Annotated in this window: 19 protein-coding genes, 1 tRNA gene and 2 pseudogenes; 5 read left to right on the top strand and 17 right to left on the bottom strand. The window is 42.6% G+C overall.

The window, feature by feature from the left end:
- Positions 1 to 150: 150 nt before the first annotated feature.
- The 3 genes from FYJ66_RS06535 (at position 151) to FYJ66_RS06525 (ending at position 2,634) form a co-directional block, all read left to right on the top strand.
- Positions 151 to 225: transfer RNA gene (locus FYJ66_RS06535), tRNA-Glu, on the top strand.
- A 248-nt stretch (positions 226 to 473) separates the two neighbouring features.
- A complete protein-coding gene (locus FYJ66_RS06530; protein WP_154572712.1) occupies positions 474 to 1,691 on the top strand; it encodes an iron-containing alcohol dehydrogenase in 1,218 nt (405 codons plus the stop codon).
- Positions 1,692 to 1,911: 220 nt separating this feature from the next.
- Positions 1,912 to 2,634: a DUF134 domain-containing protein gene (locus FYJ66_RS06525; protein ID WP_154572711.1), complete on the top strand. Its 723-nt coding sequence runs from the start codon at positions 1,912 to 1,914 to the stop codon at positions 2,632 to 2,634.
- Positions 2,635 to 2,747: 113 nt separating this feature from the next.
- On the opposite strand, the gene FYJ66_RS06520 is transcribed toward FYJ66_RS06525, so the two are convergent.
- The 7 genes and pseudogenes from FYJ66_RS06520 to FYJ66_RS06495 form a co-directional block, all read right to left on the bottom strand.
- A complete protein-coding gene (locus tag FYJ66_RS06520; protein WP_154572710.1) occupies positions 2,748 to 4,046 on the bottom strand; it encodes an HPr family phosphocarrier protein in 1,299 nt (432 codons plus the stop codon).
- Positions 4,047 to 4,299: 253 nt separating this feature from the next.
- Positions 4,300 to 4,689, bottom strand: a complete 390-nt coding sequence (locus FYJ66_RS06515) for a hypothetical protein (RefSeq protein ID WP_235897384.1) — start codon at positions 4,687 to 4,689, stop codon at positions 4,300 to 4,302.
- On the bottom strand, positions 4,652 to 4,912 hold the full coding sequence (locus FYJ66_RS06510) for a hypothetical protein (protein WP_154572709.1): 261 nt from the start codon (positions 4,910 to 4,912) through the stop codon (positions 4,652 to 4,654). Before FYJ66_RS06510 ends, FYJ66_RS06515 begins: the two co-directional genes overlap by 38 nt.
- 66 nt (positions 4,913 to 4,978) lie before the next feature.
- A complete protein-coding gene (locus tag FYJ66_RS09515) occupies positions 4,979 to 5,527 on the bottom strand; it encodes a dehydroquinate synthase/iron-containing alcohol dehydrogenase family protein (protein WP_465250564.1) in 549 nt (182 codons plus the stop codon).
- Positions 5,528 to 5,665: 138 nt separating this feature from the next.
- Positions 5,666 to 6,135: pseudogene (locus FYJ66_RS09510) on the bottom strand (iron-containing alcohol dehydrogenase); the annotation flags it as partial.
- A gap of 74 nt (positions 6,136 to 6,209) precedes the next feature.
- Positions 6,210 to 7,049, bottom strand: coding sequence for an aldo/keto reductase (locus FYJ66_RS06500; RefSeq protein ID WP_154572708.1), 840 nt, complete (start codon positions 7,047 to 7,049; stop codon positions 6,210 to 6,212).
- Positions 7,050 to 7,065: 16 nt separating this feature from the next.
- Positions 7,066 to 7,536, bottom strand: a complete 471-nt coding sequence (locus FYJ66_RS06495; RefSeq protein WP_206157020.1) for a flavodoxin — start codon at positions 7,534 to 7,536, stop codon at positions 7,066 to 7,068.
- 173 nt (positions 7,537 to 7,709) lie between these two features.
- Here FYJ66_RS06495 and FYJ66_RS06490 point away from each other — a divergent pair, with 173 nt between their 5' ends.
- Positions 7,710 to 8,585, top strand: coding sequence for a LysR family transcriptional regulator (locus tag FYJ66_RS06490; RefSeq protein WP_154572706.1), 876 nt, complete (start codon positions 7,710 to 7,712; stop codon positions 8,583 to 8,585).
- A 74-nt stretch (positions 8,586 to 8,659) separates the two neighbouring features.
- Here FYJ66_RS06490 and FYJ66_RS06485 read toward each other — a convergent pair whose 3' ends face one another.
- From FYJ66_RS06485 to FYJ66_RS06465, 6 genes and pseudogenes are all read right to left on the bottom strand, one after another.
- A complete protein-coding gene (locus tag FYJ66_RS06485; protein ID WP_154572705.1) occupies positions 8,660 to 9,607 on the bottom strand; it encodes a hypothetical protein in 948 nt (315 codons plus the stop codon).
- Between the two features lie 331 nt (positions 9,608 to 9,938).
- Complete coding sequence (locus FYJ66_RS06480) at positions 9,939 to 10,661, bottom strand: hypothetical protein (RefSeq protein ID WP_154572704.1); 723 nt, start codon at positions 10,659 to 10,661, stop codon at positions 9,939 to 9,941.
- 247 nt (positions 10,662 to 10,908) lie between these two features.
- A pseudogene (locus FYJ66_RS09315) lies at positions 10,909 to 11,333 on the bottom strand (IS1/IS1595 family N-terminal zinc-binding domain-containing protein); the annotation flags it as partial.
- Positions 11,334 to 11,668: 335 nt separating this feature from the next.
- Positions 11,669 to 13,159 carry a hypothetical protein gene (locus tag FYJ66_RS06475; protein ID WP_154572703.1) on the bottom strand — a complete coding sequence of 497 codons (1,491 nt, stop codon included), beginning with the start codon at positions 13,157 to 13,159 and terminating at the stop codon, positions 11,669 to 11,671.
- Positions 13,160 to 13,355: 196 nt separating this feature from the next.
- Positions 13,356 to 14,060: an RloB family protein gene (locus FYJ66_RS06470; RefSeq protein WP_154572702.1), complete on the bottom strand. Its 705-nt coding sequence runs from the start codon at positions 14,058 to 14,060 to the stop codon at positions 13,356 to 13,358.
- Positions 14,061 to 14,062: 2 nt separating this feature from the next.
- A complete protein-coding gene (locus FYJ66_RS06465) occupies positions 14,063 to 15,532 on the bottom strand; it encodes an AAA family ATPase (protein ID WP_235897383.1) in 1,470 nt (489 codons plus the stop codon).
- 60 nt (positions 15,533 to 15,592) lie between these two features.
- Here FYJ66_RS06465 and FYJ66_RS06460 point away from each other — a divergent pair, with 60 nt between their 5' ends.
- Positions 15,593 to 16,732, top strand: a complete 1,140-nt coding sequence (locus FYJ66_RS06460; RefSeq protein WP_154572701.1) for an IS3 family transposase — start codon at positions 15,593 to 15,595, stop codon at positions 16,730 to 16,732.
- Positions 16,733 to 17,039: 307 nt separating this feature from the next.
- Here the strand turns inward: FYJ66_RS06460 and FYJ66_RS06455 are convergent, their stop codons facing one another.
- From FYJ66_RS06455 to FYJ66_RS09200, 4 genes are all read right to left on the bottom strand, one after another.
- Entirely contained in the window at positions 17,040 to 18,224 is a 1,185-nt protein-coding gene (locus FYJ66_RS06455; protein WP_154572700.1) for a tyrosine-type recombinase/integrase, read from the bottom strand.
- A 34-nt stretch (positions 18,225 to 18,258) separates the two neighbouring features.
- Positions 18,259 to 19,422, bottom strand: a complete 1,164-nt coding sequence (locus FYJ66_RS06450; RefSeq protein WP_154572699.1) for a tyrosine-type recombinase/integrase — start codon at positions 19,420 to 19,422, stop codon at positions 18,259 to 18,261.
- Positions 19,419 to 19,664, bottom strand: coding sequence for a helix-turn-helix domain-containing protein (locus FYJ66_RS06445; RefSeq protein ID WP_154572698.1), 246 nt, complete (start codon positions 19,662 to 19,664; stop codon positions 19,419 to 19,421). The genes FYJ66_RS06450 and FYJ66_RS06445 overlap by 4 nt, the downstream gene beginning before the upstream one ends.
- Positions 19,654 to 19,837 (bottom strand): hypothetical protein (locus tag FYJ66_RS09200; RefSeq protein ID WP_206157019.1); only part of this gene is annotated, 184 nt, incomplete at its 5' end. The genes FYJ66_RS09200 and FYJ66_RS06445, both read right to left, overlap by 11 nt.

Raw genomic sequence — 19,837 nt, 5'->3', positions numbered from 1 at the left:
ATACTTTGATATATATTCTAATAGTAAAAGCTCCTCTGAATATGTCAATTCTGAAAATTTTTTCAAATTTATAAAAAAAGTTCTTGCATCAGCCCTGGTTCGTATGTATAATAGCTATTGTCTTCTGACGAACAAATAAATAGTGAATGTGCCGCATTGGTCAAGAGGTTAAGACGCAGCCCTCTCACGGCTGAATCATGGGTTCGATTCCCGTATGCGGTACCAGATTGTAAACTGTTGCATTTCAATGTGCAACAGTTTTTTTATTGTTTAAAAGCCTTCCCTTTCATATCCTGTTACCTTATCTAATTTCCTGTTGTTCTCAACAAAGTGCATTTCAATTGTTAAAAATAGGTTGACCTATTTATAACATCTTGCTAGAATACCCACAGTGATTGATAACAATTTGTCAACCATTTAAGTAAAAGAAGCAACTTATATCATTTAGATAGATTTATTCAGGAGGCGCAGTTATGCAGAGATTTACAAACCCTAGAGACATTTATCACGGTAAGGGCGCACTGGAAGCACTGAAGACATTTGAAGGAAAAAGAGCTGTCATCTGCGTTGGCGGCGGTTCAATGAAAAGGTTCGGTTTCCTTGACAGAGCAGAGAAATATCTGGAAGAAGCCGGAATGGAGGTAAAGCTTTTCGAAGGCATCGAGCCGGATCCATCTGTTGAGACTGTAATGAAGGGAGCTGCATTCATGTCAGAGTTCCAGCCTGACTGGATAGTGGCCATCGGCGGAGGATCCCCAATAGATGCTGCAAAGGCAATGTGGATTAAGTACGAATATCCTGAAACAACTTTTGAAGACATGTGCAAGGTATTCGGTCTTCCGAAACTGAGAACCAAGGCAAAGTTCTGCGCAGTATCTTCTACATCGGGAACTGCAACAGAAGTAACCGCTTTTTCCATTATCACCGACTACAATAAAGGCATCAAATACCCTATTGCAGACTTTGAGATCACCCCTGATGTAGCCATCGTAGACCCTGAACTGGCAGAAACAATGCCTCAGAAGCTGGTGGCTCATACAGGAATGGACGCTCTCACTCATTCAATAGAGGCATATGTATCCACAGCACACAGCGATTTTACCGATGCCAATGCAATTCACGCAATTGAGATGATCCAGAGAGATCTTGTTGATTCTTACAATGGAGACATGACCGCAAGAGATAACATGCACACAGCACAGTGCCTTGCAAGAATAGCCTTCTCATCTGGGCTTCTGGGAATCGTCCACTCAATGGCTCATAAGACTGGTGCAGCTTTTGCTGATTACGGCGCACACATAATTCATGGAGCAGCAAACGCTATGTATCTCCCTAAGGTTATAGCTTTTAATGCAAAAGATGAAACCGCAAAGAAGAGATATGGCGTAATTGCAGACTATATGGGTCTGGGCGGAGATTCCGACGATGAAAAAACAGCAAATCTCATTGCATACCTGAGAGGAATGAACGACAAGCTGAACATTCCTCACGGAATAAAATTCTACGGTGCTGACAGCTACCCTGCAGCACAGGGATTTGTACCGGAAGATGTGTTCCTGGAAAGACTGCCTGAAATAGCAGCAAACGCTCTCAAGGATGCATGCACCGGCTCAAACCCAAGACAGCCTTCCCAGGAAGAAATGGAAAAACTGCTGAAGTCCTGCTACTACGATACCGAAGTAGATTTCTAAGGTGCTTTCCAAGCATATTTCATAATTAAAGTATCTCCTTAAGATAAAATACCTTTATCTAATTAATTTTTCATCACGAAAACCCCGGAGCAAACTGGAATTGCTCCGGGGTTTTCACTTGCAGCTAACTGAGTGAAATGTATTATGGGCACCGTTTATTATTGACATATGACAATAACAGCAGTACCATAATATCGACATATGTCAGAAAGGAGTTTTCATGCCACGACCTCACAGATGCAGATTCATAGACTCATACCCGGATCACTGGAGTTTTGCTGCCCTGGACGATCCATCAAGGGATACTGTAATCATGAGCCTTGACGAGTATGAAACTATCCGCCTGCTGGACAAGGAAGGGCTGAAACAGGAGGAATGTGCCGAGAAAATGGGCGTTGCCCGGACCACTATTACGGCTATTTATGAAAGTGCACGAAAGAAATTAGCCCAGTGTCTTGTTGACGGCAAAACCCTTCGTATAGAGGGCGGAAGTTATAAACTATCTAATCACTTTATTGGAGAAATTAAACCAAAAGGAGAAAAAGAAATGAGAGTAGCGGTTACATTTGACAACGGAGAGGTTTTTCAGCACTTCGGACGCACAGAGCAGTTTAAGCTCTTTGACATTGAGGAAGGAAAGATAAATCAGGAACAGGTAATTGACACAAATGGAAACGGCCACGGTGCTCTTGCAGGCTTCCTGAAATCCGCCGGCGTAGAAGCTTTGATTTGCGGAGGCCTTGGGCAGGGTGCAAAAAATGCCCTGGATGAAGCAGGAATAACGGTTTATTCGGGAGTCTCAGGGGATGTGGACGCTGCCGTTCAGAATTTAATAGACGGAAAAATCACCGTTCAGAACGGAGCCACCTGTGATCATCACGGACATGGAGACCATGGCTGCCACGGAGATCACCAGCATGGCTGCCACGGGCATCATGAATAACAGGTAAGTGAAATCATTGATGCCAGACCAAAAGGGCCACATTCCGTAACCTGTACCATGGAAGACCATGTAAGTTTTCGGAATGTGGCCCGATTTATGGGTTATATCAGCGCCTAAAGGACCTGCGCATCTCCGTAAGGATATCCCTGAAGGAAGTTCCTGGCGTTCTCCATTGTTTCAGCAGCAATGGCCTGAAGGGCTTCCCGAGTAAAGAATGCCTGATGAGAGGTAATCATGACCTGAGGGAAGGACATGAGCCTTGCAGTAATATCATTCTGGAGTATATCGTCTGAGTGATCCGTGTATACGTTCTGCTCCTCACCTTCGTACACATCAAGGGCCACTGCATGGAACTTATTTGCACGTAGCGCTTCAATAAGTGCATCAAGATCTATGAACCCGCCCCGTGCAGTATTCACCATCATAACCCCGTCTTTCATCATGCTTATGGCTTCCTTGTCGATCAGGTGATATGTACCGCCTTCACCCATCACAAGAGGGCCATGAATTGAAATCAGATCGGACTTTCTGAACAGCTCTTCCTTACTTACATATGTTAAGAGGCCACTGTCCTCCAGGCTCTTATCAGGATAAGCATCCCATGCGATGACGTTCATACCATAGCCCTTACATATATGGGCCATGCATCTTCCGATTTTTCCCGTTGTTATTATTCCTGCAGTTTTATTGTGAAGGTCTGTTCCAAGGAGCCCGTTCAAGGAAAAGTTATTGTCTTTCACCTTGTTATAGGCCTTATACAGGCGGCGATTGGCTGCCTGCAGAATAGCCATAGCGTGTTCTGCAACCGCAGATGGGGAATATGCAGGAACACGGAGGATCGTCATGCCGCAAGCCTTTGCCGCCTCAAGATCTACATTGTTGAAACCTGCGCAGCGCAGCAATATGAGCCTGACACCATTTTCCTTAAGAGCCTCAACCACTTCTGCCGGTGCTTCATCATTAACAAATATGCACACAGCATCAAATCCCTGTGAAAGATGTGCTGTTTCAGAGGTAAGGCGGCTTGAGAAGTAGGTGATGTCCACATTATATGCACCCTCTCCAATATCCTTTGCCAGCTCATCAAAATATATGCGATCATATTCTTTTGTACCGTAGAAAGCTACTTTCAGAACATCAAGGTTTTTGTCAATCGGGATAATGTCCGAAAAAACCTCTTTAAGGCGCGCAATATCCTGCTCCTCAGTAGGTCCCTCTGCTGAAATTACCAGCTTGTCCCCCAGTCCTGCACGGAGAGCAACCAGTGCAAGAACGTCATTTCCCTGAGCCACTTTACCGTTTGCAGCAATAGTAACGGTGCTCTTCAGCTTAGTGCATTCTGTAGCAAGTATAGCTGATGGTCTGGCGTGCAATCCAAGTGTCGCCTTACATGTGTATTCAAAAGACTCCATAGTATTCTCCCCTTCTTGAACAAATGTCTGTCATCTCAATTCTCTGAGATGAAGGTTTGTCCCACCCTTCGTTCATCTGTGATTTAAGTTGAAAAATTTCTTTCTATCTTACCAAAGTATTCATATGGCGTCAAAAGGCCGAAGGCCCTGTAGGTTCGGGAGTCCTTAAACCAGCAACTCCTTGCAACTACTGAATTAATTTGAATTACGTAAGGGAAAAGCAACTTTGAAAAACTGTTCAATCTGGCGTAAATCAAAATAAAAGACCAGGAGCCCAAAGTCGGAACACATCATACTTTTGTTTCTTTAAATCTTTGCTATTTACATGTTCTCCTAAGGATTTTTTCTTTGTTAGATTCAACCATGCACAAATCTTGAATTGAATGATGTGATCAGCGGTCAAAATACTGATTCTATCCACGGTTCTACGGCCTGTCATCATGAATTTATAGAAGTCTTCGTCCATTAAAATTGCAGAGAGGCTGAAAGTGTCATCATCTATGTGAACAGGGACGATTCCCGTCTTCACTTCAAGATGATAATCCAGATCATCACGCAGAGTACAGTAAAAATAAACCGATTCTGCTTTTCCATCTCTGGCATATTCAATTGGCGTATACGAAAACCGTGTCACCTGCCACATCCTGTATTCTGCTTTTTCTTGTGTAATATTCTTTCAATTTTGTCTCTTTCCCATCAGGAGAAGCCATTTCTTTCTCTTCTTCGCTTTCAATGTCAGGAAATTCTGATTCAGCACCTCCTGTGCGCTCCGCATACTGTGCAGTGTTTCTTCCTGAACATGGGCAAAAGCAGCATGCCAGCAGGAACACTATTATAGATATGATGATCTTGATGATCTTCCGCATGCTGCCTTCCCCCTTAGCACATTATGAGGAGACAGGAGTATTACCTGTCTCCCCTGCAGCCCGCACCTATTTGCACTCCTCAAGAACCTCAAGCAGTTCTTCCCTGGAGAATTTTTTTGCGCATCCGCCTGTAAGTTCGGTAGTGTCCGCAATAGCCTTGAAATCTGCGTCTGTGATCCCCATCTCAGCAAAGCTCGACGGAGGTCCTATCTCCCTGATGAATGCTTCAAGTGCGTCAACAAATGCTGCTGCGAGCTCTTCTTCACTCTTCCCTGCAGGGTCTATGCACCACACTTCAGTCGCCATGCGCGCGAACTGCTTATTTGCCTCAGGCATCATATGGCGGTACAGTACCGGATGCAGTACGGCGAGGCCCTGTCCGTGATTGCAGTCAGTATATGCACCTAGCTGGTGCTCGAGCATATGGCACTGGAAGTCAGTTACTTTGCCGATCTTGAGAATGCCGTTCTCAGCCATGGCAGCAGCCCATACAAGCTCGCTTCTGGCCTGAATATTGTCCGGATCCTTGAGTGTCGCGCGTATATTGCGGATTATGTTCCTCTGAGTCGCTTCATTTATCTCATCTGTCAGGTTGATGTCCCTTGGATATCCCATGTATGTCTCCATGCTGTGAGAGAGTGAGTCGAAGGCTCCGGATATTACCTGCCTGAGAGGCATAGACATCGTGTATGCCGGATCAAGAATTGCAAAATCATAGAACGCTCCCCATACAGGTGACTTCATCATCTTTTCTGTGTTGGTGATGACAGCCCCGTTGTTCATCTCTGCGCCTGTTCCGAAAGCCGTCACAACAGCGCCCATCGGGATGAACTCAGATGGCTTTCCGCCCTTGACGTATTCAAATTTCCAGATATCCTCATCAAGCTTTGTCTGTGCAGATACAACCTTGCAGCAGTCGATTACCGATCCGCCTCCTACAGCAAGAATGAAGTCAACAATGTTCTCCTTCGCGATACGGGAGCCTTCCTGCACCTGTCATAAGTCGGATTTGACATGATTCCCGTAAACTCGACAACATTTTTACCTGCGTCCTTGAGGATGGTCATCAGCTCATCATATATTCCGTTGCGCTTGATGGAACCTCCGCCGTACGCCAGCATAACATTGATACCGACCTTTGCGAGCTCTCCGGCGAGATTGGCATCAGCAGCCCTCTCGCCGAAATACACCTTAACAGGATAACTGTATGTAAATGTATTCATATCTTTGTCCTTTCATTCCTATGCTTTAAGGGAGACAGAGACCCGTCTCCTGTCTCCCCTATGTTTCCTTCTGTTTAGAGATCCGGCTGGAGCTCCATCTTCGCATACTGGGCAATGAGTTCCGGGCTGGCCTCATAGTAGCGTCTACCGTTGTCTACTTCTGCGATCTTCGCCATGTCTTCATCAGTGAGCTTGAAATCGAAAATATCGAAGTTGTCTCTGATGTGTGCAGGATTCTTTGATCCCGGGAAGATAACATCGCCGCTCTGGATGTGCCATCTGAGGATGATCTGAGCATTGGATTTGCCATACTTCTCTGCCAGCTCTGTGAATACCGGCTGTGCCATCAGAGTCTTGTCGCCGTGTCCCAGCGGATACCATGCCATGAGCCCCATGCCGGTCTCGGCAAGCATCTTTTTAAGCTCAGTCTGCGGGAAATATGGGTGTGCCTCAACCTGCACCATCTGAGGCTTGATCTCCATTGTGTCGATTGCTTCCTGCAGAAGGTCCTCAGGGAAGTTGGAAAGACCGATTGCCTTTACTTTGCCTTCCTTGTATGCCTTTTCGATGTTCTTATATCCTTCGCGCCAGTTGTCTGTAGGCTGATGGAGGAAGAGAAGATCGATGTAGTCAGTACCGAGTCTTGCGAGAGTCTCATCGATCGCTGTCTCCTTCTCATATACAGTCGGCCAAAGCTTGGTAACAAGAAATATGTCTTCTCTTGCCACACCGCTCTTCCTGATCCCACGGCCTGTGCCGCTTTCATTCATGTAACCGTTAGCTGTGTCGATCATTCTTACCCCGCTCTCAAGCGCGCTGGCGACCGAATCCTCAGCCTCCTGTGGTGACATCATGAAAACACCGATACCTGCCATTGGCATCTCGACTCCGTTGTTCATCTTGAAATATTCCATTTTGTGCCTCCTTTATCTAAAACCCTTTTTCTGTAAGCCATGCGTCAAGCTTTTTTATCTCTTTGTTGAAAAGTCCCGGCTGGATATCCGCATTCCTTGCCGAGTTCTTGGCATCTTCCATCGATGTTGTAAAATACTGCGAATCATCAGTGTATGAGTTAGGGAAGATGTATATCGTCTTTCCCTTCCAGTCAGGATACGCCTCGAGGAATGACCAAACGGCCATCGGCGATGTGTAGCACCAGATCGGGAACGCCAGGATTATACTGTCGTAATTGCATATGTTCGGCAAAGGTCTCTTTATCTCGGGACGGATCTTTCCGTCTATCTCATCCTTGGCCTCATGATATGCGCACTCGTTATAATTTTTGCTGTAAGGGATCTGCCGCTCGATACGGAACAGATCTCCGCCAGTCTTCGCAGCAATGTTTCTGGCTATCTTCTCTGTGTTTCCGCTCCAGCTGAAATATGCGATAAGTGTTTTCATCTTATAAATCTCTCTTTCACGTTTTATAAGTATTAAGTATCTTTGTTGGCCTAATAATATCCCGCATTTACTGGATTGTAAAATCAAACATTCGTATAAAAACATACTTGTCGCGTATATTTATTTAGTTTATACTAAACATATGCAAAAGGCGCATCACATGGAGGATAAACATGATTGAAACCTATCTGCTTGAGCATCTCGTAGCATTCAAAAGGCACCGAACTCTCTCAGAAGCAGCGAAGGCTCTCCATCTCACTCAGCCTACTCTTACTCGTTCAATGGGCAAGCTTGAGGATGAATTCGGTGTTTCTCTTTTCATACGTGAGAAAAAGAGATTATATCTAAACGAGAACGGTATGCTGGCAGCCCAGTATGCTGAAGAAATTCTGTCAAGGCAAGGGGATATGCTGTCGCAGGTCAGAGCTCTGGACAGACGGTCGCGCACCGTGACTGTGGGCTCATGCGCACCGGGACCGCTGATGGAGCTGATGCCTCTTCTGTCCAGCACTTTTGCACATATGACTGTTTCTACTGAGGTTGCAGATATTGACAGCCTTACCAGAGGTCTGGCAGGCGGGACATACCAGATGATCATACTTGATCACCCGGTCGAGACCTGCACAACACCTGACGGCGCCGCCAAAGAGTGCTTCTGCATGAAATGCTCTTCAGAGCAGCTTTGCGCTTCCCTTCCGTATGACCACAGACTGGCACATGAAACATCCATATCCTTCAGCGACATGGACGGTGAGAGTTTTCTGATGGTTTCTGAAGTAGGTATATGGGGAGATCTTGTAAGATGCAAAATGCCATCCTCGCAGTTTCTGCTTCAGGAAGGCACTGACTCACTCAGACAGGTAGTCGCGAGCTCTACACTTGCCAGCTTTGCCACAGATATAACGCTGCGCGTGCTGGGCAGCCGGATCGGAAGATCCGTAGTCCCGTTCTCGGATGAAGAAGCAAGCATGGACTTCTACTGTATCTGTCTCGCGTCTGAAAAAGCTAAGTATAAAACATGGTATGAATCTATCTCGCGAAGGATATGAAAAAACGACTGTATATTTCAACAGTCGTCTATGGATGATTTCAATAAAGTAAGTTTTGAATGTCTCGATGCCTTTTACCATACATATTTCTCCAGCATTTCTTCTATTGCCTTTTCTACTCTTGGATCCCTCTTGTCTTCCTCACTTATGCTCAGAGCAGCCGAGAGCGGATCCATCTTAGTTCCGTCTCCGAATTCTATCCAATAGCCGACCTTTTGTACGATGCATCCCGGAATCTCTCCCGGAGGGACAAGCGCGGACCTGCTAATGTTTATACTTCCAATATCTTTTTTTGTAAATCCATAGGTAGGAAAAGGATCATCTGCCAGCATTGAATAACGAGACAGTGCTGATATACCACTAAGAGCATGTTCACCTTTAAGATCCTGTCTGAGTGCATAGCTATTAATTACCGGATCCACCAGAATCGGTTGTATTTCTTCCCAGAAAACCTTTTTGTCGCCGCATGACAAAAGTCTTGTCCTTCCTTTTACTTCAAGCTGCTGTATGCCAAAGGCTTCTATTTCATCAAAGCATCGGCTCACTGACATTTTGCTGACACCAAGTTTTTCAGCAGCTGTTGTTACATTTACTTTATCCCATTGCTGATAAATTGCGGTAAATAATAGTTTCTGCGTCAGAAATGATATTTTTGCACAGTATGGCAGTTCGGATCTTGAAGCACTTGAAAGAACCATTCCAAGAAATGGAATATATAACTGCCTGTTCTCCCAGACGAAAGGAATTCCTTCTTCTATCATTTTGTCCCTTGCGTAATATGTCAGGTTGTTCAGATATAGTACACAATGCATTCCGGTCAGCGCTTCTATCCTTCGCTGCTGTTTTCGCAATGTCGCCAGATTAATATCAGCATGCGGGACTGCAATCAGCATTTTATTATTTCCTATTCTCAGATTAAATAAATCAAAAGCGCCTGCAATATACAACGGAAGACCTTCGCTTTTTTCATAATCACTGCATTCTATATTACTGTGAAGGACTTTTTCTATATACTCGAACATAAGGATTCCTCTTTCGCAAGAATTTAACTTGTAACGCATTTTATGTTACAAGTTAAATTTTGTCAATATCATCCTCTATTATGTCATCATCAGTGCATTTTATTTCTGATTATCTGCACTGATTCTATAGATTCGAAGTCCATCATATTCAAAATTAAGCAATCTATCTCGTCAGAAACTGACGAGTTTTTTTGATATTTCAGTGTTTTCAAAACTGGAGGTCATATCACGAATTGGTGCGACACTGTCGCACTTATTTGGGGATACACAAGATAAAAAGTTCTGGATAGCTTGAATTCTGACGCTTTGTTAAACCACTGTACGATTATACTCATTTTGAGAATAAGTCTTTTGTTCCCTGCAGTATCATTTTCTTCCATAATGGAGTTCTGTAAGGTTCTACTATAGGTGCTTTCGCTTTCCACAGTTCAATCATTTTTGATGTATTGACAGATATTTCATCAGTAACTGTCTGAGGCAGATAACTAAGAATGCTCAAAGCCTCTTCTTCGGAGTAGCCCTGAAGGGTTATATGTTCAAGATACATCTCTCTATTTCTCTCAGGAAAACACTCCTTCCAATCACGTTCGACGAATTGTCCGTATTGCTTGTACCAGTCTTCAAGAGCAAATGCCAAATCCGGATACTTCCCACTAAATTCTCCAGCCACATACCTGCTCAGGTCTTCTCCAACCCAAAGCCTAAAGCGGTCCCGCATTGGTGACAGGCAATACTGGATCGTTGTTTCCGGATCAGTCAGTTCATTGTTATCGCAATTAACAAACTGTTCTTCACCGGTTTCATCAACCTCGGCAGCATATACGGCAACTGAATAGCATTCTGTGAAAGTTTCCCAATCATCTGTATCGATTGAATTCCCGATAGCCTTCCATACAATAATCTCGTAATAGTACCTCTCAAAATCGGTCATTTCGGCATGAATAATGTCAGCCATATGAATTGCTTCTTCTTCTGTGTCAAAAACGCCTATCTGTTCACAATCAAACTCAGATTCCTCTACTTCGATTTCCTTGGTAATAATGTATTTAATCATCTCAAACCTCCTTAACAAAAAAGCGATAGAACAGCGTGCCTATGATCACGCATATCCTATCGCACTTAACCCGCGACTGGGTCCGGCCGGAAAAGGCCTAATCTATTCAGTAATGCCATTATAATAACAAATATACACAACTGATCCATGGAGGTAACGTGAATTATAACTGCAACTAAATTCGTAGATATCTGAAATACTCTTGTCTGTAGGCATAACTTTCAATATTTCAGACGCAGAAAGCGGCTCTGGTTAGTGCGTATAACTCAATCCCTGCAAGTATTTTAGGACGCGTTGTCGTATATCGTTTTATCTGTGAAAACACTTGAAACAGACGCCTTTGGTGTTTCCCATGAGGCCACGTTTTACGAAGTGCCTTATTAAAACCAGAGCCTCCGTCAGACACCACCATTACAGGTTCCGCTATTCTGGACATCAATGCCTTCCAGGCACCGGAGTGCTCATATCTGCACAGGTTCCAGAACTTTGCCGTATTTCTGCGAAATATTCTGCCCCCCCACCTGGCATATTCCCTTGAGTGCTTCGTCCAAACAACCACTTCAGAAACATATTTAACTGTTTTGAAGAGTTATCGATCCTGGGTGTAAATGATGACTTGCATTCAGGGCAAAACCATCTTTGCGTACCTGAACTATTCTTTCCATGTCTGATGCATTTGGCTCCACAATATGGGCAATTAACGCTCTTATTTAGATATCCTCCCGATAATTCATTCTCAGAAAGATATAACGCCCATACATGTTGAAATTTCAATCGTTAACATGTATTCTAAACACGTTTTTTGTCCTATAAGCCTCCCTTGGAATTGCACGAAAAAAGAGCAACTCCGAAAAGCTGCTCTTTCTGGCGTAGGACATGGGACTCGAAGAAGTCAGAAGAGTACAAACGTTGAAACTTCAAGGAGGAAAAGCGCCGTCCACGTTTGTACCCAGCTTTGTAACCAATAAAACGACCTATTATAAATATGATATATGTTGAACCATTTTTCACCTATAAATTTTTGCATTTGAGGCTGACGGTTTGTTGTCACTTCTAGCATCAATAAGCACTATATCTGAGCATCCCGCAAGGCCGATCTCGTTTAAAACTTTTACAACTTTCTCATACTCAGCGTTCGTGAAATACATGATTACTTTAATAGCTCGATCGGTCTCTGCTGCCGCCTTATATACTTCCACTTGTTTTTCAAGATTCTGTTTAAGTTTGCTATTTGAAGCTAATTTGAACTCAACTAATGTGGAGTTCCCTTTGCCATATGAAACTTTATAATCAACAGGGCCACGACCGTTATTAACTTCTCTATTTACATCCATTGGAGAACCGAACCAAACCAATCTATACAATAGTTGAAGATCGCATTCTCTCTTTATTTGTTTTCCTTTGACATAAAAGAAACGGTAACCATCCTGATTTTCAATGACATGCTTTAAGTACTGCACTCGGTCCATAGCTTCTTGGTGAGCGTCAGGTAAAGAGCCATAAAAGTTCGTCTTTTCCTTTAGGAGATCAACCAGTTCACCTAATTGGGTTTGGAACAATAACTGTACTTCTGAAACTTGTTCTCTACTAACGGATGTTGCTTCCTCCTCATGATCCTCTTTATATTTTACGTAATAATCTATTAACTCAGGGTGTGTGCGAATCAATATTTCAGCAGCGCGGTCTTTTTCCTCTTTTGATGGCTTCTTGTTTCCTCGTGTAAAAAGTCCGGATAAATAGTTGTTCAGCTCAAACCTCAAAGTATCATCATCTACCGATGGAGCTATTGTTTGCAAATTATGAAGCATATCCGTACGGTTAATAAATGTATCATCTCTTGTTAAGATGCATTTCGGAGTAAGGAGCACATAATCGTTATTAAAGCACGGTAAGAAATGGGTTTCAGGCATCCATCTTTTTGTAGTGTAATCAAAAGTTACTTTTGGTACAGCGAATTCACCACAAAGCGATGGGGAAACATAAGCACGAGCAAATTTTTCTGTGTACTCTAATAAATACTTTTTTGCAAATGCTGTAGTGAAATCACTAATCTTATCCCGTCCCACATTTGGGCTAATTAAGCAAAGCTTCTCCATATGAGTAGCTTTTGTAATCGTTTCTTTCCCAAAAGATTTAAATATAGAACTCAGTCCGCCATGCAATCCTTTCGCAAAATCTGCTCCTAGTCCTCGCCCAGAATTTCCCTCCAAACTAAATCCAAGCCAAGTTTGTTTTACTTCAGGAAAAGTATACCAAGAATTCAGCATTCCTCGTGATGGATAGCTTTGTTCCTCAGATTGAATCTGTAAGAATTTGAGATAACTTATCATCTCATCATGTATCTTCCGTATTTTTTCATCTTCACTATTAAAAAGAAGAAACGGATCAATGAATAAAGGGAGATCATTGATAAGAGAGACGTTGACTGCTCCATATCCTTCAATTACATCCTCATCAATGCCAAAAAAATCTGAAAAATAAATCTTGATATCCCTCATTACCTATACCTATCTACTTTTCTATTAATTATTGAATTCGTTGCTATACTCTTTTTTAACTGATAACCCTATTTGGTCATTGTATAATCTCCAAGATTACCCTCTCACTACTAGTTGTATATGTCCTAAGAAAATATGTTAAGTAGATTATATATGTGTGAAGCAACATAACTTTTGATAATTATACTAATATACACTAGTAAGTTCCCGGTGTTTCATTCAAAATGTCAGAAATAATCTTTCCAATATTACTACTGACTTGTCCTTTTAAATCGTGAATATCCTGATTTATTAGTTGTTCCTGTTCTATAGCTACGTGTATATTTTCTGCCAGTTTCCCAATTTCAGGGTTTTTCTTTGAATTCATACCAGTCAGTTCTCGTAATACATTCAAAGCATGGCTGTGCTTTCCTTTTTCGTCGGCAACGATAAATTCAAGTTCATGTCCTTCAATATAATTCTTATAGCTTTCTGGAATGTGAAGTATCAGGAACAATTCAAAGCACGGATTTGTTACTGCGGGAATATCATGCTCCTCTATTGAAGCGATCAGCTCATCATATCCTTGTACCTTTTCCTCAAATATATCTCCATCGAATACAATGACCATCTTGTCTATTTCTTTATCAAAGTCATTCTCAGGATTATTCTTATGCATTTCAGCAAATGCTACAAGGTTCTTAGCATATGAGATGTCTCTGTCCTTGCCTGTCTTCTCCCATAATCGGATATCAATCAATGGATGGATACCTAATTGCTTCCTTAAGTCTATGAGTCGTTCAAAATAAAAAGTCTCTGTATTTGCCCCCTCGCATATAAAGACATATTTGCGATAAGGTTCTATCTGCTCTTCATGATCAGATGGACGGGTATTCCAATTTGTATAGGTATGTACAGGCATAGTTACTCTCCTTTCCGGAAAGAAAACTGCTTAAATACAGGAATCGCACCATATCTCCCTTCAAGATATGCCTTGCTAAGTTTCTTATCATATCTCTCTTTAAAACGATCAAGAGAATATATATTACTTGAATTATCGGCATCTCTTTCAACAAACCAGATTTCATCCCTACGGAACAGACTCTGATCCATGATTGTGTCTTCATGCGTTGTGAATACCAGCTGCATTCTTACGCCATCATGTGCTTCCATAAAAAGCTTAAGGAAACGCTCGGTAAGCTTTGGATGTAAACTGCGTTCAAGCTCATCCACAACAAAAACTGTATCAGGCCGATCAGTGAGAAGCATGTCTATCAAATCAAACAGTCTCTTGGTTCCATCGGATTCTTCCACAAAGCTGAAGTCAAAAGCTGATTTGCCGTGTTTTAACACAAGTGTAGTAATCTCTGGTTCTGAGTTTTCCGTTATCCTAATGTTGAAGAATCCACCTTCTACGCGCCATGTCATTTGTATACTTGGAAGATTAGTCATCTGCATTTGAGTTTTTAGATGTGCAAACATTCCCTGAACCACTTCAACCGGAATCATCTTACTCATTTCGTCTATTGTAATCTGACGAGTTTTAATATCTGTAACTCCAGTATCAAATGTCTGGATTAATCTGCTTATGTTCTCCAGTGATTCCTCATTATAGTAAGCTTCAGTATTAGTAAGGCCCATATTAGGATTGATTACTATAATGTTGTTCATAATCCAGTTAAATGCATGAATAAAGAACAACAGCTTAGAGTTATTTATATATTTCTTCCCCCTGTTCATCTCTGCAAGGAACAAATTGGTTTCATTTTCAGCGAAGTCCTCTGCATATACTGCAAATCTGTTTTTCTCAGCGGCAGATACATTAACTCTATCTCCCAATACAGGCGACTCCCCTCCTTTTCTTAGAAACAACTGATGTGCTCCCCCATCTTGTGTTAATTCAAACAGCCACTCTTCTGTAATTTTCCTTTGGCTAAGTATTGCAGAAAACCCATACGCGTAAAAAACATCACCTACAGTAAACTGAATTTCAAATATGCTTTCTCTAGTCTTATTTGCTTCTTTGTTCCTGCAAAAATCATTTATACATTCAACCGGTAAACCTGTTAATAGAGTTTCTTTAATAAAGTTAAATGCCACAACTAAATTCGATTTCCCGGAAGCATTTGCACCATAAACAACAGCGTTCTTAAGCAATTGAGTTTGTTTAACCTTAATTCGATGACTCTTATTCCCTTGCATTTTGCTGGAAGAAATCATTGATAGTTCTTCTTTCTGATCAAATGATTTGAAATTCTCTATAGATATTTTAATCAACATAATAGGGACTCTCCTTTCATCTACGTTTTTAATTATAATAGAAGTCTGTTTATAGCTCAATAGAAAATGCTTATTTGGAGATTTTTTCTCTGAATAAGCATTGATTTTTGCCATATTGGTATAATTTCTCTTATATTCCAATTCTTTCTAAAGGAAAAGGAGGCTTTTATAATCATGGGAAGACGTCACTACTCAGATGAAGAAAAGAATGCGATCATGTCACGATATGCTGCCGGAGGTGAAGGAGTAAAACAGATGCTTGCAGAATACGGTGTGCCGAAGAGTACTTTTAATCAATGGCTGCGGGAATATGATATTAAGTTTGGCAGCAACAGCAAATATGATTTTACACCGCGCAACTTCAGGAATATCCTTCGCCAAAATGACCATCTTGAGGATCTGCTTTCAGTGCTTCAGGATTCATATTGCTCGCCGAATGCATCTCTTACTGAGCGACTGATTGAAGCAGAGAGATTGTATAAAAATTACAATGTGCATCTTGTCTGCGAGGCCCTTAACATTTCAAGAGGCAGCTTTTATAACCACATCAAGCGAAATAAACGTGAGAACGCATGGTACTTTCTCAGACGCGAAGAATTAAGAAAGGATATCCAAGATATCTTCTATAATACCGGTGAAACTTATGGGGCACGTAAAATGACTGCCGCTCTAAGACAGCGCGATATAACTGTAAGTGTGCACCTTGTAAGAGAACTTATGTCTGAAATGGGACTGATCAGCGTCCGTGTTTATTCCAACTATCTATACAATAAGGAGTTCGGAAAATACAAGAATTATATTAACCAGAATTTTGAGGTCGATGCGCCGAACAAAGTCTGGGTCAGTGACATCACTTACTTTAGATACAAGGAGACTCCATACTATATCTGTGTGATACTTGATCTCTTCTCACGAAAAGTAGTCGCCTGCTGCGTTGGAAAAAACAATACTACATATCTTACAAAAAGGACATTCCGTGAAGCATATAATGCCCGACATCCTGACGATGGACTGGTTTTCCATAGTGACCGTGGTTCTAACTATAAAGCTGAATCATTCTGTAAACTGTTGGCTGCAAATAATGTCACACAGTCCTTTTCCCGTGCGCATGTTCCGTATGATAATGCTGTTATGGAAAGCTTCTTTGGAACCATGAAGAAGGAAGAATTGTATAGATATCGCTATCGGTCCGAGCGTGAATTAAAAGAAAGCATTAAACTCTTTGTAGAAAGATATAATTCGGAAAGACCGCACGAGAAACTCAAGTATAAGACCCCTAATCAATTTGAGGAAATGTATTTGAATACACTGTAGAAATGCAATTTGTTCATAGATGTAATAGCCCCGTGGGTTCGAATTCCGGTTCTTTGCAGTTTTGAAACGCATTTTACGATTATATTCGAACCCGTAAGGCTCTTCGAATCACTTGAACCCCGCTGATTGCAACGAAAAACCGGGGTCCTCACGAACTTGAGGGTTCGTATAGGTTACCCCGGTGCATCTGGCGGAGGACCTATTAAGATTACCCGCTACCGTTACGATTTCAACGTTTTCAGCATTTACAGTGCTGTGTTTATGCGCTTTTTCAATCATAATACATCTCCTGAAACCTCAAGCTTCTTCAGTCATTGTACATCTCTGAAATGTGCTTATCAAGCTTTTCAATCGCATCATGATGCATCCGGTCATATACGTCTGCGTAGATGTCCATTGTAACATGGATATCGGAATGTCCCAGCCATTTCTTTAATACCACAGCAGGCACACCGGCCTCAATGCAGCGGGTAGCAAATGTATGCCGGAGTGCATGTGAACCCCGCAGATCGATTCCGCACCGTTTACACATTCTGGTGAATGAAGATGATGCCGACGAAGTGCCGATTACCTTGTCAGCCTTGTGATCGTAGAACACTAAGTGACAGGGATTATCCTTCATCTTTTCCAGAGCTTCCTGCAAGACCGGCTTTAGTTTTTTGCAGATCGGAACATCTCTCACACCATTGTATGTTTTCGCAGTATCGCCGAGTTCTGATTTTCCGTTGAGCAGAATAACCGTGTTCCGGACGTGGATCAGGTTGCGTCCAAAATCGATATCTTCCGGCGTCAGAGCATTAACTTCTCCCATCCGGAGTCCGCTGTATAACTGCACAAGGAATTGCAGTTTATACGACATGGACCCATAAGGCGGTGTATATGTTTTGAGTGCTCTGAGAAACCGTATCTGTTCTTCTTCTGTAAATCCACGGACACTTTGTGCTGATTTCTTCGATTTCGGTTTTCGAATATCAAAAGCTCTCATTGGATTCTTTGCTACCACGTTATCCTGAACAGCGATGTCGAAAGCAGTAGAGAGGAACCGATAGAGTGCATCGATCGTGCAATCTGAATATCTGCCGGTGATATACTCCAGATAGTTTTCAATCATTTTTGTTGATATGCCTGCGACTGGAAGCTGACCAATCAAGTGGTTTTCAATATTCGATACAAGAGTCAGGTAGTTTCCATGCGTCTGAGGCTTTATGAAATGTAGGGCTAAATCATTTGCAAGTTTCACACGGAGGATTTCCGGAATCGTCGATTTGTTGTTGCTGATCAGGCCTTTGCTGTCCGCAGCAAATTGATTTGCTCTCTCATAACATTCACCTATATTCCTTCCGACAAAAACTTTCCGGCGCTTCCTTCCGTAATCATCGACATAGTATAAATCCAAGCGCAGCTTCCCGTTGGGAATGTATCGAAGTGTTCCTCCCCGGCCTCTGTAAAATTTCCGGGCAAGTTCATCCAGTCTGTAATAGTTATTATTCATCCGGTTTTCTCCTCTTCGTGATTAACGATGACCATTATGCCTCTTCTTCACTCTCAAGGGAATCCAGATAGGTGTCCAAAGTGTTGATTGCGGTATCGTTCATTCTGTCGAAAACATCTGCATAGGTATCCAGCGTAACATGGATATCAGTATGGCCCAGCCACTTCTTCAGGACGATGGAAGGAACGCCGGATTCAATACATCTTGTGGCAAAGGTATGCCGGAGCGCATGCTGTCCGTTGCATTCAATGCCGCACTTGTCGCAGGTTCTTTTGTAATAGGAATTCACATTGCTCGTGGTGATGACGCGATTGTTTCCGTGATCATAGAATATCAGGCCCGGATCATTGGGCAGCATCTCCGCAAGGGCTCTTTCCAGTACAGGCCGGAGGGCATTGCTGATGGGGATATCTCTGAGTCCGGCATAGGTCTTGGTCGTATCACCGAGGAAGCCTTTACCGCGGGTGCCCATGGAGATAGTCTTTCTTACATGAACGACATTCTGTTTGAAATCAATATCATCCGGTGACAAAGCGTTGATTTCTCCCATCCTCATGCCGCTGTAAAGGGCAATAAGAATCTGCGTGCGGTAATCGTTTCTTCCTTTCGGCACTTTGTCATTGAGAATGCATTCGGTCAGTTTCTTCTGCTCTTCCTCAGTAAGTGCCCGGATTTTTTTGTCTGCCTTCGAGGATCTGGGCCTTCTGATATCGTGAGCCAGCATTGGATTTTTCGTCATGACATCTGCTTCTACTGCAGTTTTGAAAGCCAGCTTCAGCTGAAGAAACAGTTTCTCAATGGTGCTGTTGGAATAGCCGGTGATTTCCTTCAAAAACCGGTTGATGTGATGCTTCTGAATCTTCCGGATGGGGATCTGTCCAATCGCATCATTTTCGATGATCTTCAGTGTTTCGATCTTCCTGTAATAGCTTTGCTTCTTAATATAATTGAACTTCAGATCCTTATCGAAACGCTTTCTGAGGATCTCCGGAATGGTGGAATCATCAGCGTTCAGATTTCCGGTATACTCTTCGGCAAAATCCATTGCCGCCTGAAGGCATTCCTCCTCAGTATCCCGGGTAAATGATTTGTATCGCAGGTCGCCGCTTTCATCCCGGTAACGGAGAACAAGTTCCCGTTTTCCTGATTTCGTGTCTCTGTATGAACCCTTTCCCATATAAAAATCTTCCAGTCTCATCGTTGTTTCCTCCAGTATCTGTCCTTTGATTTTTCGTGTCTTGTTGAGAAATAATTTCTTAATGCATCTGCCTCAATGACTTTGTTTCTCCCGAAGTCTGTTGCAGGGAATTTCGGATCATTGAACAATTTCAGCACGGTCTTTTCGCTCCAGCCGGTCATTCTCGCAACATCTTTCGGTGTGTAGAATCTGATCTCGGTGGAAACTGCCGCCTGACCGTTGATTGGTATTTCAATATTCATGTTTCTGCCTCACGTGGCCATGTGATGATGTCAGCGTATCATCACATGATTTTTCGTGTCTTGTTGAGAAATAATTTCTTAATGCATCTGCCTCAATGACTTTGTTTCTCCCGAAGTCTGTTGCAGGGAATTTCGGATCATTGAACAATTTCAGCACGGTCTTTTCGCTCCAG

The sequence above is a fragment of the Allobaileyella intestinalis genome, assembly GCF_009695865.1.
Taxonomy (GTDB): domain Bacteria; phylum Bacillota; class Clostridia; order Peptostreptococcales; family Anaerovoracaceae; genus Allobaileyella; species Allobaileyella intestinalis.
This window is presented reverse-complemented; position numbering and strand designations above follow the sequence as displayed.

What these genes read in the sequence shown, in the direction of transcription:
- FYJ66_RS06530 (WP_154572712.1), top strand. Translation starts at nt 474, where the DNA reads ATGCAGAGATTTACAAACCCTAGAGACATTTATCACGGTAAGGGCGCA.
- FYJ66_RS06525 (WP_154572711.1), top strand. Translation starts at nt 1,912, where the DNA reads ATGCCACGACCTCACAGATGCAGATTCATAGACTCATACCCGGATCAC.
- FYJ66_RS06520 (WP_154572710.1), bottom strand. Translation starts at nt 4,046, where the DNA reads ATGGAGTCTTTTGAATACACATGTAAGGCGACACTTGGATTGCACGCC.
- FYJ66_RS06515 (WP_235897384.1), bottom strand. Translation starts at nt 4,689, where the DNA reads ATGTGGCAGGTGACACGGTTTTCGTATACGCCAATTGAATATGCCAGA.
- FYJ66_RS06510 (WP_154572709.1), bottom strand. Translation starts at nt 4,912, where the DNA reads ATGCGGAAGATCATCAAGATCATCATATCTATAATAGTGTTCCTGCTG.
- FYJ66_RS09515 (WP_465250564.1), bottom strand. Translation starts at nt 5,527, where the DNA reads ATGGGATATCCAAGGGACATCAACCTGACAGATGAGATAAATGAAGCG.
- FYJ66_RS06500 (WP_154572708.1), bottom strand. Translation starts at nt 7,049, where the DNA reads ATGGAATATTTCAAGATGAACAACGGAGTCGAGATGCCAATGGCAGGT.
- FYJ66_RS06495 (WP_206157020.1), bottom strand. Translation starts at nt 7,536, where the DNA reads ATGAAAACACTTATCGCATATTTCAGCTGGAGCGGAAACACAGAGAAG.
- FYJ66_RS06490 (WP_154572706.1), top strand. Translation starts at nt 7,710, where the DNA reads ATGATTGAAACCTATCTGCTTGAGCATCTCGTAGCATTCAAAAGGCAC.
- FYJ66_RS06485 (WP_154572705.1), bottom strand. Translation starts at nt 9,607, where the DNA reads ATGTTCGAGTATATAGAAAAAGTCCTTCACAGTAATATAGAATGCAGT.
- FYJ66_RS06480 (WP_154572704.1), bottom strand. Translation starts at nt 10,661, where the DNA reads ATGATTAAATACATTATTACCAAGGAAATCGAAGTAGAGGAATCTGAG.
- FYJ66_RS06475 (WP_154572703.1), bottom strand. Translation starts at nt 13,159, where the DNA reads ATGAGGGATATCAAGATTTATTTTTCAGATTTTTTTGGCATTGATGAG.
- FYJ66_RS06470 (WP_154572702.1), bottom strand. Translation starts at nt 14,060, where the DNA reads ATGCCTGTACATACCTATACAAATTGGAATACCCGTCCATCTGATCAT.
- FYJ66_RS06465 (WP_235897383.1), bottom strand. Translation starts at nt 15,532, where the DNA reads ATGGCAAAAATCAATGCTTATTCAGAGAAAAAATCTCCAAATAAGCAT.
- FYJ66_RS06460 (WP_154572701.1), top strand. Translation starts at nt 15,593, where the DNA reads ATGGGAAGACGTCACTACTCAGATGAAGAAAAGAATGCGATCATGTCA.
- FYJ66_RS06455 (WP_154572700.1), bottom strand. Translation starts at nt 18,224, where the DNA reads ATGAATAATAACTATTACAGACTGGATGAACTTGCCCGGAAATTTTAC.
- FYJ66_RS06450 (WP_154572699.1), bottom strand. Translation starts at nt 19,422, where the DNA reads ATGAGACTGGAAGATTTTTATATGGGAAAGGGTTCATACAGAGACACG.
- FYJ66_RS06445 (WP_154572698.1), bottom strand. Translation starts at nt 19,664, where the DNA reads ATGAATATTGAAATACCAATCAACGGTCAGGCGGCAGTTTCCACCGAG.